Origin of the sequence: Brachybacterium epidermidis, from assembly GCF_015209585.1 — a bacterium.
Taxonomy (GTDB): domain Bacteria; phylum Actinomycetota; class Actinomycetes; order Actinomycetales; family Dermabacteraceae; genus Brachybacterium; species Brachybacterium epidermidis.
In genome coordinates this window covers 1-15466 of sequence record NZ_JADEYR010000012.1, presented here as the reverse complement: position 1 = coordinate 15466, position 15466 = coordinate 1, and the positions used below count along the sequence as shown (strand labels likewise).

Below are 15466 nucleotides of genomic sequence, written 5' to 3'. Positions count from 1 at the left end.
ACCCATGACCGATCTGTTCGAACCTCTCCCCGAATCTGCTGCCACGCGGCGCAAGGAGAACACCCGTACGCGACTCGTGCGGGCCTCCCTGGACGTCTTCGTGGAGAAGGGGATCGACGGCGCCACCGTGGACGACCTGGTCACCGCCGCCGGATTCACCCGGGGCGCGTTCTACTCGAACTTCTCCACCAAGGAGGAGGTGTTCAGCGAGCTGTTCGCCTCGGTCACCGAAGAACTGCTGGGCATCATGCGCACCGCGGTCGAGGAAGCCATGAGCCTGCACGCCGAGGCGGGCGACGACCGGGTGATGGTGGCCGTGTTCGAGGCGATCCGCCCCTTCGGCCGCCAGTGGTACCTGCTTACTCCGATGCGATCTCCCGCTCCCTGCGCGACGAGGAGCTGCGGGGCCGCCGCGCCGTCCAGCGCGAGCGCCTGCGGGACGAGATCGGCGACCTGCTGATGCTGGGCATGACCATGACGGGTGAGCGCCCGCTGCTGGCGCCGGAGGATCTGGCCCAGCTGCTGGTGGGGATCTTCGTGGACCTGATGCTCCGTGAGCAGATGGACGGCCGGGACGTCACCGAGCTGGCGGCCACCACCATCCTGGGCACCCTGCGGGCATTCGTGGTGCGCCAGGAGCAGACCGACACGCCCTGACGGCGGATCTCCCACGATCGCGCGATCCCAGCTCCTACGGTGAGGCACGGATGTGGCGAACCTCGCATCCCCCTTCCCCCGTCCTCCGCTTCCCCAGGAGAACCCCATGGCGGCCTATCGACCGCGCCATCTCGCGCCTGCCCGCACCCCGTCCCAGCCCCCGTTCCCGCCCGCCGGATCCTCCCGTCGCAGCCTGCTGCGCGGAGGGGCCCTCGGCATGGCCACCCTCGGTGTCGGCGCCTCCGGCGCGCTCGGGGCGGCCGCTCACGCCGCCCCCGCCGCGGCCGAACCTGCCGCTCCTGCAGTGGCCACCGGCATCCACGGGCAGGACGTCTCCGCCTGGCAGGGCCGCGTGGACTGGGCTGCCCAGCGCGAACTGGGCTCCCGCTTCGCGTACGTCAAGGCCACGGAGGGCCGCAGCTACCGCAGCCCCGACTTCGACCACCAGTACACCGGGGCCGGCGACGCCGGCATGATGCGAGGCGGCTATCACTTCGCCCGGCCGGACTCCGGTGGCCCCGAGGAGCAGGTGGACTTCTTCCTGAACAACGGGGGCGGGTGGAGCGAGGACGGACGCACCCTGCCCGGCATGGTCGACCTGGAGGGCTACCGCGGCCTGCCGCGCGACTACGGACTGGGCCAGCAGGAGATGCGCGAGTGGATCTCCGCCTTCCTGGTGCGCTACCGGGACTCGGTGGGCCGCCGGCCCGTGGTCTACACCAACTACTACTGGTGGATGGACGTGGTGGGGGACTGGACACCCACCAACACGCCCCTGTTCCTGGCCGCCTACCGCGCCGAGCCGCCCGTGCTGCTGCCCGGCCGCTGGTGGGGCTGGGAGCTGTGGCAGTACTCCGACTCCGGTCCCTTCGCCGGTGACTCCAACCTCTGGCACGGCACCCAGGCCCAGTTCGAGAGCTTCGTCTGCGACGTCGACTACGACGCCCACGGCATCTGAGGTCAACTCCGCCGGGGCAGCGCTGTGTACCCTGCTCCGGTGACCTCACCGAACAGCACCCCCACCAGTCAGTACCCTGGAAGCCCGGCCGGCGCCGTCTACGCCGACCGGGGTTCCTCTCACTTCGACATCCTCCTTGCCGCCATGGTCACCGTGGTGATCCTCTCCGGCATCGGCGCCGCCAAGGGCGTCACCTTCGGCACCGTTCCCGGTACGGGCTTCGAGATCATCACCGACGGCGGCTTCTTCCTCTTCCCCCTCGCGTACATCCTCGGCGACGTGATCACCGAGCTGTACGGCCCCCGCGCCGCCCGCCGCGCGATCATCACCTCCTTCAGCGTGAGCGTCATCGCCACCCTCAGCTACCAGGTGATCATCGCCCTGCCCCCGTTCCCCGACGACTACGGCCTGGCCAAGCAGGACGCCCTCGAACTGGCCCTGGGCCCGGTGTGGATCGTGGTGGTGGCGGGACTGGCCGGGTTCGCCGCCGGTCAGTCCCTGAACTCCTTCTTGGTGGGCCGGATGAAGCAGCGGTCGGGGGAGCGCGGGCTGATCGGCCGCCTGTTCACCGCCAGCGGCCTGGGCGAGCTGGTGGACACCGTCATCTTCTGCACCATCGCCGCGGCCGCCATCGGCATCACCACCGTGGAGCAATGGGCGCAGTACACCCTGCTGGGATTCCTGTACAAGGTGCTCGTGCAGTACGCCGCCATCCCCGTCACCGCCGCCGTGATCCGCTGGCTCAAGCGCACCGACCCCACCTACCAGGCGCGCCTGTCCCGCCTCGCGGATCGCGCCCCCGCGGACCCGACCAAGGTCTGATCACCACCGGAGGTCGACCGCCCCAGGTGGGGTCGGCCATGGACGCACGGCGGCACCGAACGGTCGGACCGATCCCCGACCATGGATCCATGACGCAGACTCCTCGCCCCCCGGCACCAGGTCCATCGGCCCAGCACGGCGCCCCCGCCCCGCAGGGCCCTGCCACGTGGCACGGGACCTACGGATCACCGATGCCGCCGCAGGCGTCCTCCCCGCGACCGCCTGCGGTGGACCACGCTCGCCCCTTCGGTGCGCACGTGCGGATGAGCTGGTGGAAGCCCCTGGTGATCATCCCCGTGCTGCTGGTGCTGATGCTCGTGCTGCAGATCATCGTCGGCACGATCGTGATGCTCATCGAGATGGCGGTGACCGGTGTGCAGCCCCCGGTGGACGGCAGCGCTCCTCTGTCGCCGTGGATGATGCTGGCCGCGAACCTGAGCATCGCCGTGATGGCGCCGGTCGCGATGCTGCTGATGCGCTGGATCGGCAAGGTGCCCGTGCGCGAGCAGTTCCGCATCGGCCGGCGCGCCTCCTGGGGCCGACTGGGTCTGTACACCGGCGTGTTCCTGGTGCTGCTGCTGTTGGTCAACGGGATCATGGTCGCCGTGGACCCCAGCATGCTGCAGAGCATCGGCCTGAGCGCCGGGGTGATCCTGCTGATCGCGATCACCCTGCTGACCACCCCGCTGCAGGCCGCCGCCGAGGAGGTCATGTTCCGCGGCGCGATCATGCCGGCGATCGGCTCCTGGATCCGGCCGGCGAAGGCCGCCGTGGTGGTGGCTCTGATCGGCTCGAGCCTCGTCTTCGGCATCATGCACGCTTCGATCGACCCGTGGCTGCTCTCCTACTACGTTCTGTTCGGGGTGTGCACGGGCCTGATGGCGATCATCAGCCGCGGGCTGGAGGCGCCGATCGCCTTCCACGTGGTCAACAACGTCGTGATGATGGTGCTGTCGGCCCTCGGGTCCGACGACGGGCACATCGCGATCGACCGCTCCGTGGGCATGGGCGGCCCCTTCATGCTCGTGTACATCGGGATGGACCTGGTGGCTGTGGCCCTGGTGTGGCTGTTCGAACGTCGCCGTCGCGCAGCCGAGGTGCACGAAGGAGTAGCGCAGCCCACGGCCTGAGCGCTTCTGGTGGTTCCCGCCTGTCCCTAGGATGGTGCGGTCGAGCCGGGCGGGATCCTTGCGATCCTGCTCGGCTCGCCCGTTTCCCCCTCGAAAGGACGCCCGTGGCTTCCCCCGCCCGCGATCACCATCACGACCAGCCCGCGCAGGCCCCCGCGGTCGACGAACCGGCACCCACCACCGGCCCCGTGCCCACCACCACCGGGTCGTTGCCCACCATCACCGGTGCCATCCCGGTGCTGGAGGACCAGGCCGATCGCGACATCGCCCATCTGCCCGACGAGCAGGAGCTGACGCGCACTCGCGCGAAGGTCACGGTGATGGTGATCGTCGTGCTCACCACCCTCAGCGCCATCGGGCCGCTGGCCACCGACATGTACATCCCGGCCTTCCCGCAGGTGGCCTCGGACCTGGCCACCAGCGCCGCCAGCCTGCAGTTCACACTGACGGCGTTCTTCGTGGGCACCGCGAGCGGCCAGGTGGTGGCCGGGCCCCTCTCGGACCGCATCGGCCGGCGTACCCCGCTACTGATCGGGATCGTGCTGTGCCTGCTCGCGTCGATCGGCTGCGCCCTCGCTCCCAGCGTGGAAGTGCTGCTGATCGTGCGGGTGCTGCAGGGCATCGGCGGCGGCTTCGGGATGGTGCTGGGGCGTGCCGTGCTGATCGACATGACCGACGGACCCGAACTGTTCCGCATCATGAACATCATGCAGGGCATCGGTGGCATCGCCCCGATCGTCGCCCCGCTGCTGGGCGGGCTGATCCTCATCGTCGGTCAGTGGCGGGAGATCTTCGTGGTGATCGCCGCGATGTCGCTGATCTCGCTGATCGGCACCCTCTTCCTGATCCCGGAGTCGCTGCCGCCGTCGCGCCGCCACGCGGGCGGGTTCCGGACCTTCCTGCGCAACGCGCGCACCCTGCTGAGAAGGCCCCTGTTCGTTGCCTACATGCTGGTCAACGCGTTCTCAGCCTTCGCGCTGATGGCGTATGTCTCCGCCTCCAGCTTCGTGGTCCAGGAGATGCTGGGCTACTCCTCCACCCAGTACTCGGTGAGCTTCGCGATCAACTCCACCGGCATGATGGCCGCCGCGTTCCTCTCGGCCCGGCTCACCCGTACCATCCACCCGCGCAGGCTGATGCGAGTGGCGCTGGCGATGGTGAGCCTGGCGAGCTTCGCGCTGCTGATCGGAAGCCTGTTCTTCGACACCCCGGCGTGGATCGTGCTGCCGGCGTTCTTCTTCACGGTGGCGCCGCAAGGGATGATCTTCGGCAACGGCGCGGCAATGGCCTCGGAGCAGGCCCGGGAGTTCGCCGGCACCGGCTCGGCGATGCTGGGCCTGGGCTTCTCGTTCTCCGCCTCCCTCGCCGCGCCCCTGGTGGGACTGGCCGGCACGGACTCCTCGCTGCCGATGGCGATCGCGATGGTGGCGGGCTCGCTGATCTCCATCGTGTGCTTCGTGGTGGCCGGGCGGCAGTCCACGACGATCGCGAAGGCCTAGGATCTGGGCATGGATCAGAGCGCCCAGCTAGACCAGGGGGAGCAGCGCCAACGGCTCGGTACCAACGACCTCGACATCGAGGACGAGCTGCTGGACGAGGCGCTCGACACCGTCTCCGAAGGCGCTGAGCGACTGAACCGCAAATGGCCCGAACTGATCATCACCGGCATGTTCGGCGGCATCGACGTGGGGCTCGGCATCCTGGCGATGGTGCTCGTCAAGCAGGCCACTGGCTCCGATGTGCTGGCAGGCATGGCCTTCGGCGTGGGACTGCTCGCTCTGAAGCTCGCCCACTCGGAGCTGTTCACCGAGGAGTTCCTGCTGCCGCTGAACGCAGTGATCGCGGGCCAGGGGACCTGGGTGCAGATGGCGCGCCTGTGGGCGGTGACCCTGGTGACGGACCTCGGCGGGGGACTGGCCTTCGCCGGGCTGATCGTGCTCTCACTGCCGGGGCACCACGGGACCATCATCGATACCGCCCAGAAGTACCTCGACCAGGACTCACTCCCGACCATGATCGGCCTGTCCCTGCTGGCGGGCGCCACCATCACCCTGTCCACCCGCATGCAGCAGGGGACCTCCAACGACGTCGTCACCGCTATCGTGTGCCTGGTCTCGGGCCTGCTGGTGATCGGTCTGGGCATGCTCCACGGCGCCCTGAACGCGATCGTCATCTTCGCTGCCATGCTCGCCGGTGCGGACATCTCCATCGGGCAGTTCCTCACATGGTTCGCGATCGTGATCCCGGTCAACATGCTCGGTGGTCTGCTGGTCATCTCCCTGCCGCGGGTGATCCGCACCTGGCGCGTGCTGAGCGGACTGCGCCGCGGGGAGTTCACCCTCGAGGATCTCGAGGAGCAGGCGAGCTGAGTTCACCATGACCCCACGGACACGACGGCGTGCGCTGGGGCGATGAACGGTTCCTCGCAGAGCTCCGCGTCATCACCCCTGGGCGAAGGGGCTACATGACGCCGTCTTCGGTGCGCGCCGATAATGTACGTTATGTAAAGTGCAGCTTGAGAAAAGGGGGTGTCACCCGAAGGTCGGCGCTCCCCTGAGCGGCCGACCGTGCTGCTGCGGCCATGCCTGACCTGATCTGTCGGCACCCGCCCCTAGCATGAGCAACAGCGAGTTCAAGCGCTCGCAGATCGTGAAGGAGACGCAGCGAGTGTCGCGACTGACTGAACTGTTGAGGCAGGCCCGCAAGGCCGACAAGCAACTCGGCGACGACTTGGAGAAAGAATTTGCCGCGTTGATGAAGCGGCGCACCTTCGGCCTTGTCTTCGAGCAGCACCAGCCTGAGGCCGTGGAACTACCGGGGCGAGCTGTGCGCCGCGGCGACAAGGTGCGGGTACTCCCCCCTCGCGGCGAACTCACGCAGGGCGATCAGCGGCTGTGGCGCGTGGAGCAGATTGAGCGGGTCGACGGAGGCCGTGTCGCCCACCTGCTCGAACTGGATGCCGAGGAGCCCGAAAGCCAGGTTGTCCTCGCCGACGACTTGGTGGTGGTCGCGGAGTTCAACGACCGCATCTACCCGGGCCTCGTAGAGACGGGACGGGTCGAGCGCGGCGGGGACAAGCCGTTCCACACCGTCATCAACGCAGAGAACTACCACGCCCTAGAGATGCTGACCTACACCCATCGCGGCAAGGTCGACGCCATCTACATCGACCCCCCGTACAACACAGGCGCGAAAGACTGGAAGTACAACAACGACTACGTGTCTTCGGATGACGACTATCGACACTCGAAGTGGCTGGCCTTCATGGAGCGGCGACTGGAAGTCGCTCGGGACCTGCTGAATCCGGAGTCATCGGCTTTGGTTGTGACGATTGATGAGAAGGAGGTGCATCGACTGGCCCTCCTGCTTCACCAGGTGTTTCCCGAGTCTCGGGTACAGATGGTGTCCAGCGTAATCAATCCGACTGGCGCTATTCGTGTAAACGAGTTCACGCGAACGAATGAGTACATCCTCGTCGCTCTAGTTGGAGCCGCCAGCATTGTTCCAGACGCAGTGGGTCTGCAAGAAGGTGAAAGCGTCCGATGGAACAGTCTCCGGCGCTTCGAAATGTCCTCCAGGCGCGGGAGCCGACCGGGGCAGTTCTATGCCGTTTTCGTCGACAGTTCATCTCACCGAATCGTGGGAGTCAGTTCAGCACTGGCGGACGACGTAGACCGTCGCTCAGTCGAGCCCCCTGCGGGGTGCGTCGCAGTGTTCCCCCTGAAGCCCGATGGCACCGAGATGATCTGGGGCTTGACCGGATCAGCGCTGATGAGTCGCGTGACTTCGGGTTATGCGCGAGCCACTCCGAGCAGGCGTGAGGGATACTCGCTTTACTACTTGACTAGCGGAAAGATCGATGACATCGCGAACGGCGAGATCGAGGTCGTCGGTAAGAATCCTGATGGGTCTGCGATAGTGGAGCGTCCGTTGGGCATCAAGACGACTATGCCTTTGTCCCAGTGGGATCGCCCCTCACACAACGCCCAGGCGTTCGGGACGAAACTCCTCGCTCGCCTACTGCCGGATGGTCGGAGATTCCCGTTCCCGAAGTCCCTTTATGCAGTCGAGGATGTGGTGCGATACTTCGTCAAGGACAAGCCCGACGCGGTAATTCTCGACTTCTTCTCCGGCTCCGGTACGACCGCTCACGCCGTCATGCGGCTGAACAAGCAGGATGGCGGTCGGCGTCAGTGCATCAGCGTCACGAACAACGAGGTGAGCGCCGAGGAGCAACGCGGGCTGCGTACTAGCGGCCTACCCTCGATGTTTCATGGGGCTGGTGAGCGGGGTGGGTCGGCGTCGTTGCCGGTGTTGAGCTGCTGATTCTGGCATTCGGGTATGACAGATCGTCGCAGTGTCCGTTGCGGGCGGTCGGGTTCCACTCCCGAGAAGAGGAGCTGCTGGTCGTAGGGGCGGGTGGTCTCGCCGGGTTAGGTCTGTGCGACGGTGGTGCGGAGCCGGTTGACGCCGGTCAGGACCCTCACGGCTTCGGGTGCATGTTCGGCGAGGTGGAGGACCTTGTGCCGGGCGCGGCGCACGAGGGTCGCGGGGATCTCGAACAACCGCGCGCGGAGCCGTTTGGGTTCCCATTTCCTCGCGTCGTGCCTGCTGAAGGCGATGGTTTGCATCCAGGCGACGAGCTCGGAGGCGAGTTGGATGATCTGGCACCAGATCTGGTTCTGCGCGAAGGACTGCAGCGGGAACTTCTCAAGGCCCATGTCCTTGGCGTTACGGATCCGGTCTTCGCAGCGTGCACGGCGACGGTGCCGCAGTTCCAGGACGGCAAGCTGGCCGCGCGGGGAGTTGGTGGCGAACGCGGTGATGCGCATCCCCTCGTGATCGGTGATCCGCAGCTGCGCCCCAGGATGAGGACGTTCCTTCCGCACGATCACCCGCATCCCGGCAGGCCACGCGGCTAAGTCAAGGAGCCCGGTCAGCTCCGCCACCCATGTCCCCTCGCGGATCCCCTCGTCCTCGCTGTCGTAGGCGGGGGTCCACGCCTTTGCCTCGTCGATACGTTCCAGTAGGTCAGGCGTGTTCGCAGGGAGGGTGAACCCGACCGAGTAGGCCAGACGCTGCCGCTGGAGCCAGGCCAGGAAGTCTTTGGTGCCGCCGGCCCCGTCGGTGCGGATCAGGATCTTCTTCGACCCCCGCCCGCCCCGGGCCAGCAGGCCCGCAGGCAGCTGGGCCAGAGCGTCACGGGTGACGGTGATGTGATCAGCGGCGGTGGTGGAGCCGGCGTTGCCGGGGCGCAGCGGGGTCGCCAGGGGGTCCCCCGTCCCGTCGCTGCCGTGGGCAAGGAACGCACACAACGGGTGGTATCCGAAGCCGCGTTTGAACGTCGGTGCGGCCCGCTCCTTCTCACTGTGGGCGGTGATCAGGGTGGCGTCGAGGTCGATGACCAGCGGGCTCTTCACGCTCGCCCCCACAGTCGGGGAATGGTCTCCGGCCAGGGCCCAGGCCTGTTCACGCGCGGCCCGGCGGGCTTTCGAGATCGCCTCGATCACGGTGGGCGCGTCCTGGGCGAGGGTGGTGAGCGTGCGGGAGATCGTCGGGGCCGAGGCGACATCACCGAACAGGCCCGGCTCGCAACGCAGCAGATCAGTATCCGAAGCATGCTCCCCGCCGATTGCGAGAGTGAGTGCGAGGTCCAGCAGGACCTTCGCCGCGTGGTGCTCGGCCAGCGGCTTCGTCCACGGAGCCAGTGCTTCCCGCAGCGAAGAGGCGAGGCCGGTGGCGTGGATCGTGTCGGTCAGCAGCACCGCACCAGCATGCGAGAGGGCCGGGACCTCAGCGATGTCCACGCGCGGACGGGGGTAGAAGAACAAGGTAGGGTGGGACACCTGAAAGGTGCTCCTTCCGGCGGATGGCTACGAGCTTCAACACCCCGTATCATCCCAGGCCAGGAGCACCTTTCTCTATGCCTCCCACCCATCGAGACCACACCGCTATGAAAACTCGAGGCTACGTCCCGGAGACGAGGGCTGGGAGGCGCTGGGCATCTGTGACTACATCACCAAGCCGCGCGTTACGGCTGCCATCACGGGAAAGACGCCGGAGGGCGAGCCGGTCAAGGGCGACTACAAGTTCACCGACGAGTTCCCAATGAGCCACGGGTTCGACGAGAACGCCGCTTTCTTCACGCTCACGTACGAGGCTCCCCTCTCGGTGCGTCACAACCGCGCTTTCGAACGGATCGCTCCGATGCTGTGGATGCGAGCCGGGTCGCAGGGCCGGATTATCACCGATCTCGGTGAGGACGGCTGGGACGTGGCGCAGACGTACGGCGTGCTGGAGAACCTGGACCAGGCCGGCGCCTTCGTGACACGGGTGGCGGAGGAGGACTCAGTGCGGACGGCGTTCATCGTCACGGATGATGACTCGGCCTTCCAGATGGTGTGCCGTGACCTGCCCAGCGCGGTGCTCCCGGTGCGGCTGTACGAGTCGTACTTGCAGAACTTCATGCTGAGGGGTGGCCGCTGATGCGCTACACGTTGAAGGACTACCAGGCCGAGGCCGTCCGCGACGTGCTACGGAACCTGGACCAGGCCCGCGACATGTACCACCGCTACGGGTCCCTGTCACAGTTCTCCCTCACCGCCACGACCGGCGCAGGCAAGACCGTCATGGCCGCCGCCGTGATCGAGGCACTCTTCTTCGGCAACGACGAGTTCGACTTCGAGGCCGATCCCGGCGCTGTCGTGCTGTGGTTCTCCGACGACCCGTCTCTCAACGAGCAGTCGCGGGCACGGTTGCAGGAGGCTGCGAGCGACCTCGACTCGCGCCTACGGATGATCGAGACCACGTTCTCCGAGCCGTCCCTGCGGCCCGGGAACGTGTACTTCCTGAACACCCAGAAACTGTCGAAGAACTCGCGTTTGGTACGGGGCGCGCCCTCCCCCATGCCTGGCCAGGATCGTCTCTACCAGCCGCGGCCGGATGAGGTGCAGTCCTCAATCTACGACGTCATCACCAACACCGTCGAGAACAAGGACCTCACGCTGTACTTCGTGCTGGACGAGGCCCACCGAGGAATGGGGACGACGAGCAAGGACCGCAGCACCATCGTGCAGCGACTGATCAACGGCAATGGCGCTGTCCCGCCCATGCCGGTCGTCTTCGGCATCTCCGCCACAGTCGAGCGGTTCGAGACAGCGATGAAGGACGCCAAGGGACGTACTGCACTGCCCTCCGTCGTCGTGGACTCGGCCCTGGTGCAGGCGTCGGGCCTGCTCAAGGACGACATCGTTCTGTCCATCCCAACAGAGCAAGGTGTCTTCGACACGGTGCTGCTGCGGCGGGCAGTGGAGAAAGTACGTGCCTCGACGGCAGCATGGAGGGCGGACGCCGATGAGCAGGAAGAGGCCGATCCGGCCATCCCGCTGCTAGTGGTCCAGGTCGGCGACAAGCCCACTCAGGAGACCCTCGTGCAGGTGCTGGACACGATCTACGACGCCTGGCCCGAACTCGGCCCCGACGCCGTAGCGAACGTGTTCGGTGAGCACCAGGACCTTCTCATCGGTCAGCAGAACGTGCCATACATCGAACCGCAGCGGGTGCAGGACTCCACGCACGTGCGGGTGCTGCTGGCGAAGTCTGCGATCTCCACCGGCTGGGACTGCCCCCGGGCCGAGGTGCTGGTCTCCATGCGCCCGGCCAAGGATCGCACCCACATCACCCAGCTGCTGGGACGGATGATCCGCACTCCCCTGGCTCGGCGCATCCCGGGCAATGAACTGCTGAACTCCGTGGACTGCTTGCTGCCGTTCTTCGCCCGCAAGACCGCCACGGGTGTTGCCGAGATGCTGATGAAGGGAGCCACCTCCAAGGACGAGGAGGAGACCGGCACCGGTGGAGGCGAAGGGCGCCGCGTCCTGTTCGAACCGGTGGACCTCTTGCCCAATCCCGCTGTGCCCCAGGAGGTGTGGGACCGTTTCGCGACGCTGCCCTCCGTGACGATCCCCAAAAAGGGCGTCAAACCCATTCGCCGGCTCACCGCTCTGGCCACCGCGCTGTCCAAGGACGGTCTCGTGGAAGGGGCAGTGGCAGAGTCACACCGGTACCTCCACGCTGTGCTCGACGGCCGGGCCGTGCAGTACAAGGACAAGGTCGACACGGCTCGCACGGATGTCCTCACGATGAGCGGAGAGGAAGCCCGCGGGCGCATCGGCGGGGGGGTCACGTACAAGTCGTTCCAGGAATCCGCGGACCCTCGCGCGATCGAGGACTCCTACCGGGCCGCGACACGGGTACTGAGCCCGGCCCTGTGCTCCACCTATGTCGACCACCTCGTCCCCGCCGACTCCGACGACGATGAGCTGCTGGACGCCAACATCACCGTCGCCGCCCTTGGCCGGGTCGAGGAGATCGCACAAGCCGTGGAGCACGAAGCCGATGCACTGGCGGCACGCTGGCTTAACCAGACCCGCGTCGCCCGCAAGGGCCTGCCCGACGAGAGGCAAGCGGAGTACGACCGGCTGGAGGGGATGTCCACCCAGCCCGAGCGCATCTCCCTGACCGTTCCCAAAGCAGCCCAGGCCGAGACGATGGTGCGCGAGCTCGACGGCACCGAGAGCCCGCTGGAGACCCGGCTCATGCACCTCATGGCAGCCCAGGACGGCACCTACCCGATCACCCTCAACGACTGGGAGCGCAAGGTCCTGGACTCCGAGGCCAAGCAGCCCGGCTTCAAGGGCTGGTACCGCAACCCGGCACGCGCCACCAAGGAGTCCCTGGCCATCGCCTACAAAGAGGACACCGGGAACTGGAAGGCTGTTCGCCCCGACTTCATCTTCTTCGGCACCGACCACACGGGTGCCGTAGTGGCTGATCTGGTGGACCCTCACGGCCATCACCTCTCCGACGCCCTGCCCAAGTTGCGAGGGCTGGCGGCGTTCGCGGAGAAGTACCAGAGCGAGTTCCGCCGCATCGAGTCGGTGGCCGAGACCGGAGGGGCCATGCGGGTCCTGGACCTGACCAAGCACCACGTCCGACAGGCCATCCGGGACGCGAAGACGGCCAAGGGGCTCTACGAGTCCGGGATAGCGAGCGATTACTGATGGCACTGAGACGACCCGTCTACCTCGACATTGAGACCCTGATGGCTCTGGGTGACTACCACGAACTGGACATGCCTCGGCTCACCGATGTGGTTGAGAAGTCCGTCAAGAAGCGCTCGGGCAATGCCAAGGCATCGTTCGCCGGGATTGGAGGCGGAGCCGAACTCGGGAAGGACGTGGAACTTCAGTCGAGTTTCACCATCGCCCCTACCGAGAAGGCATCGGTCAGCAAAGTGATCGACGGACTCCTTGCGGGTGAGCACACGGTGCCGGTTTCAGAGGAAGCGGTGCTGAAGAAGGATGACATCGTGGAGGTCGAGGGGCTGGTTCGCCTTACCGCCGCCAGCCTCGCCGGGAAGATGCTCTACGTCCTGCGCAAGTACCTCGAATCGACCGAGCAGGACATCCGCGACCTGGACTTCAGCGACATAGAGCCAGATGTCACGGCGCTCATCCAGTCGGTGTACCTGCGCAACGAGTTGGTCCCGATCCCCGTACTGGTCGATGTCGTTGGGACGGGACTCGCCCCCCGGGTGCTCGTCAACCTCCGTCCAAACCTCTTCGTGGACTCCGCGACCAGCGATCAGATCGAAGGCGACCGTCGAATCCTGGGCACGGTGCGAAGCCTGGTGGACGAAGGCGACGATGGCTACGTCTCGACAGAGGACTGGCTACTGCCGGACTGGGAGTACCTCATCAAGCGGCTGCTCATGACCGAGATCAGCGACAAGGTTCAGGAGATCGTCGCCAGCCTGAAGATCGACCTACCCGCCAAAGACATTCACGCATGGATCAAGGGGCCAGCGGTCGTCCTCGATGCAGTAGCGGTCTACTAGGGCTAGGCCACAGGGAGGAGACATGTTCACCCCGATCCATCGCGCGCTCGGTATCGAACCCGGAGCGATCACGCACCATCTCATCGACGCGGCGGTGGACCGCAGAGTCGAAGAGACTGGCGACCTTGACTGGAAGACCGCGCTATACGACTCACGTAAGCCGACCTGGCAGGACGAGGTGGCGAAGGACGTTGCTGCGATGGCCAACAGCGGAGGGGGCTGGATCGTCTTCGGGGTCGAGGAAGATGGCGAAGCCAACGGCGCGTCCAAGGTCACTCCGGTCGAGTGGAACGCAGCGGCTCAGCAGCGCATCCTCCGCGCGGCCTACGCTCGGGTGGGGCCACCTGTGCTCGGATTGGAGTTCTTCCCGCTCGACGTGGAGGAAGGGCACGTCGTCCTCCTCCGCGTTCCGGACTCTAGGGATGCTCCGCACTTCGCCCGCAAAGGTGATGATGCCTTTGTAGCGCCGAGGCGGAACGGACCCCACACGGTCTTCATGAGCGACAGGGAGATCGAGCGTTCCTTCCGCGAACGCTTCCAGCGCTTCGACGACCGAGAGCACCAACTACAAGCCCTCTTCAAGCAGGCCGGACAGGGCCTCAACCCCGAGCAGGGCGTCGTCATCGTGATGGCTGCGCTTCCAGCGGAGAGTGGCTCTGGGTTGGCTCCCATGTCGGAGGAAGAGGCACACAAGTTCTTCCGGCAGCCACTTTTACCCAGCCTGGTGTTCCCTGGTGGTCAATCACTCAGGCGGTGGGAATCGACTCGGGTACGGAAAGGCATGAGGCACTGGCTGTTACGCAGCGAGGAGAATGACCGGCGCGCGTTTCGGAAGGCTGTCCACGATGACGGGACCGTCCTCGCTGCCTACAGGCTGGGAGCACTCACCGACCGCGAGGAGGCTGCGGCCTACTATCCCGTGGGGCAGCCGAACCACTGCTTGGCAGCAGACATCGAGTCCGCGCTTATCGACTTCATTTCCGTGCTACGAGCACACGCAAAGGAACGTCAATCCAACGCTGGCTACCGAGTGCGGGTCGGACTTATCGGCAGGGACTCCGAGCCCATCTTCGTAAGGACCAACGAAGGCAGTACCAACTACTTGCTCGACGCTGACCACTCCGAACCGATCCATCACTTCCAGCCCGTCACGACCGATCTGAACCCGCTGGAGTCGATAGAGGTCCTGCTACCCGGTGTAAATGACTTGGCCCGCGACGTGATCAACCAGGGTGGCATCAAGTACCTGAAGGTGATGGCTGAGCCGGATGACCCCGTGCAGGGCTAGTCGAGACGATCTCTCGCCCGTGCAACGATCCGCAGAAGGAGATCGGCCAACTGGATGACCTCGGCTGCCTCCATGGGGTCATCGAACTTCACCGTTCTGTGGCTGGCCGGGTTCTTGTAGGCACCGATGGCCCCGGCGAAGAGGTCAGCCGTCGCCTGCTGCTCGCCGCCTTCCGCTTCAGGGTCCCGGAGCACTCCGTCCTTCGGGCTGAACGCTTTGCGCATGAGGTTCACGCCGAGCAACTCGTTCGGCAGTCCAGCGGCATCCCTCACCGCTACCTCCACAGCCTTCATGGCCGCGAAGGAGGCAGTTTCGTAATCTCCGAGCGCGAAGTTGGAGCGCGCAGATGAGAGCGCGGGATCAAGGTCCCCAGATAGTCGCTCAGCGGCCCACACCTTCGCAACGGACTTCGGGTCCTTCCGGACTGCCTCCCCAGCGGCAGTTACTTGCTGCCAGTTCCCCGTCTGCGGATTAGAGGACGACGGACCGATCAGAGCGTGCGACTCCAGCCATGACCAAGCGTCAGAGAGCCTTCCCAGGAGGGCTCCGATGTCAGAAGGGAGGGGCTCGCCATACGGGTTCGAGTTCCTGATCCCCTGGATTAAGTTGTTGAAGTTTGGGCCTGAGTTGGACCTCTCGGGCCTGGTTTGAGAGATTTCAGTAGCGTTTCTGCTGGTCGTGGGGTTTCCAGGGTGGCTGGGTGGGTCACTAAT

At 65.9% G+C, this 15466-nt stretch carries 14 protein-coding genes; 12 read left to right on the top strand and 2 right to left on the bottom strand.

The genetic code is table 11. The annotated features are described in order from the left end of the window. Positions 1 to 4 precede the first annotated feature (4 nt). From IOE58_RS10550 to IOE58_RS10520, 8 genes are all read left to right on the top strand, one after another. Positions 5 to 460 carry a TetR/AcrR family transcriptional regulator gene (locus IOE58_RS10550; RefSeq protein ID WP_228019697.1) on the top strand — a complete coding sequence of 152 codons (456 nt, stop codon included), beginning with the start codon at positions 5 to 7 and terminating at the stop codon, positions 458 to 460. Beyond that, the gene (locus tag IOE58_RS14385; protein WP_228019772.1) at positions 349 to 657 is read left to right on the top strand and encodes a hypothetical protein; all 309 of its coding nucleotides are present in this window, start codon (positions 349 to 351) and stop codon (positions 655 to 657) included. The genes IOE58_RS10550 and IOE58_RS14385 overlap by 112 nt, the downstream gene beginning before the upstream one ends. A gap of 106 nt (positions 658 to 763) precedes the next feature. Beyond that, entirely contained in the window at positions 764 to 1615 is an 852-nt protein-coding gene (locus IOE58_RS10545) for a GH25 family lysozyme (protein WP_193866347.1), read from the top strand. Between the two features lie 39 nt (positions 1616 to 1654). Continuing rightward, entirely contained in the window at positions 1655 to 2437 is a 783-nt protein-coding gene (locus tag IOE58_RS10540) for a queuosine precursor transporter (RefSeq protein WP_193866346.1), read from the top strand. A 191-nt stretch (positions 2438 to 2628) separates the two neighbouring features. Then, a complete protein-coding gene (locus IOE58_RS10535; protein WP_228019694.1) occupies positions 2629 to 3567 on the top strand; it encodes a CPBP family intramembrane glutamic endopeptidase in 939 nt (312 codons plus the stop codon). A gap of 104 nt (positions 3568 to 3671) precedes the next feature. Then, positions 3672 to 5066: a multidrug effflux MFS transporter gene (locus IOE58_RS10530; RefSeq protein ID WP_348981949.1), complete on the top strand. Its 1395-nt coding sequence runs from the start codon at positions 3672 to 3674 to the stop codon at positions 5064 to 5066. Between the two features lie 9 nt (positions 5067 to 5075). After that, positions 5076 to 5936, top strand: coding sequence for a formate/nitrite transporter family protein (locus tag IOE58_RS10525; protein ID WP_193866345.1), 861 nt, complete (start codon positions 5076 to 5078; stop codon positions 5934 to 5936). Positions 5937 to 6183: 247 nt separating this feature from the next. Next, the gene (locus IOE58_RS10520; protein ID WP_228019691.1) at positions 6184 to 7893 is read left to right on the top strand and encodes a site-specific DNA-methyltransferase; all 1710 of its coding nucleotides are present in this window, start codon (positions 6184 to 6186) and stop codon (positions 7891 to 7893) included. Positions 7894 to 8000: 107 nt separating this feature from the next. On the opposite strand, the gene IOE58_RS10515 is transcribed toward IOE58_RS10520, so the two are convergent. Next, on the bottom strand, positions 8001 to 9413 hold the full coding sequence (locus tag IOE58_RS10515) for an IS1380 family transposase (protein ID WP_431831699.1): 1413 nt from the start codon (positions 9411 to 9413) through the stop codon (positions 8001 to 8003). Between the two features lie 262 nt (positions 9414 to 9675). Here IOE58_RS10515 and IOE58_RS14380 point away from each other — a divergent pair, with 262 nt between their 5' ends. From IOE58_RS14380 to IOE58_RS10495, 4 genes are read left to right on the top strand one after another with little or no spacing between them, the layout of a single operon-like run. Then, positions 9676 to 10053, top strand: a complete 378-nt coding sequence (locus IOE58_RS14380) for a hypothetical protein (RefSeq protein ID WP_228019686.1) — start codon at positions 9676 to 9678, stop codon at positions 10051 to 10053. Continuing rightward, positions 10053 to 12629: a DEAD/DEAH box helicase gene (locus tag IOE58_RS10505; protein WP_193866343.1), complete on the top strand. Its 2577-nt coding sequence runs from the start codon at positions 10053 to 10055 to the stop codon at positions 12627 to 12629. Before IOE58_RS14380 ends, IOE58_RS10505 begins: the two co-directional genes overlap by 1 nt. Before the next feature lie 41 nt (positions 12630 to 12670). After that, positions 12671 to 13465, top strand: coding sequence for a hypothetical protein (locus IOE58_RS10500; RefSeq protein WP_193866342.1), 795 nt, complete (start codon positions 12671 to 12673; stop codon positions 13463 to 13465). Positions 13466 to 13487: 22 nt separating this feature from the next. Next, on the top strand, positions 13488 to 14753 hold the full coding sequence (locus IOE58_RS10495) for an AlbA family DNA-binding domain-containing protein (RefSeq protein WP_193866341.1): 1266 nt from the start codon (positions 13488 to 13490) through the stop codon (positions 14751 to 14753). On the opposite strand, the gene IOE58_RS10490 is transcribed toward IOE58_RS10495, so the two are convergent. Then, on the bottom strand, positions 14750 to 15466 hold a 717-nt coding region (locus tag IOE58_RS10490; protein WP_193866340.1), incomplete at its 5' end, for a TIGR02391 family protein. The two genes, IOE58_RS10495 and IOE58_RS10490, sit on opposite strands and share 4 nt — an antisense overlap.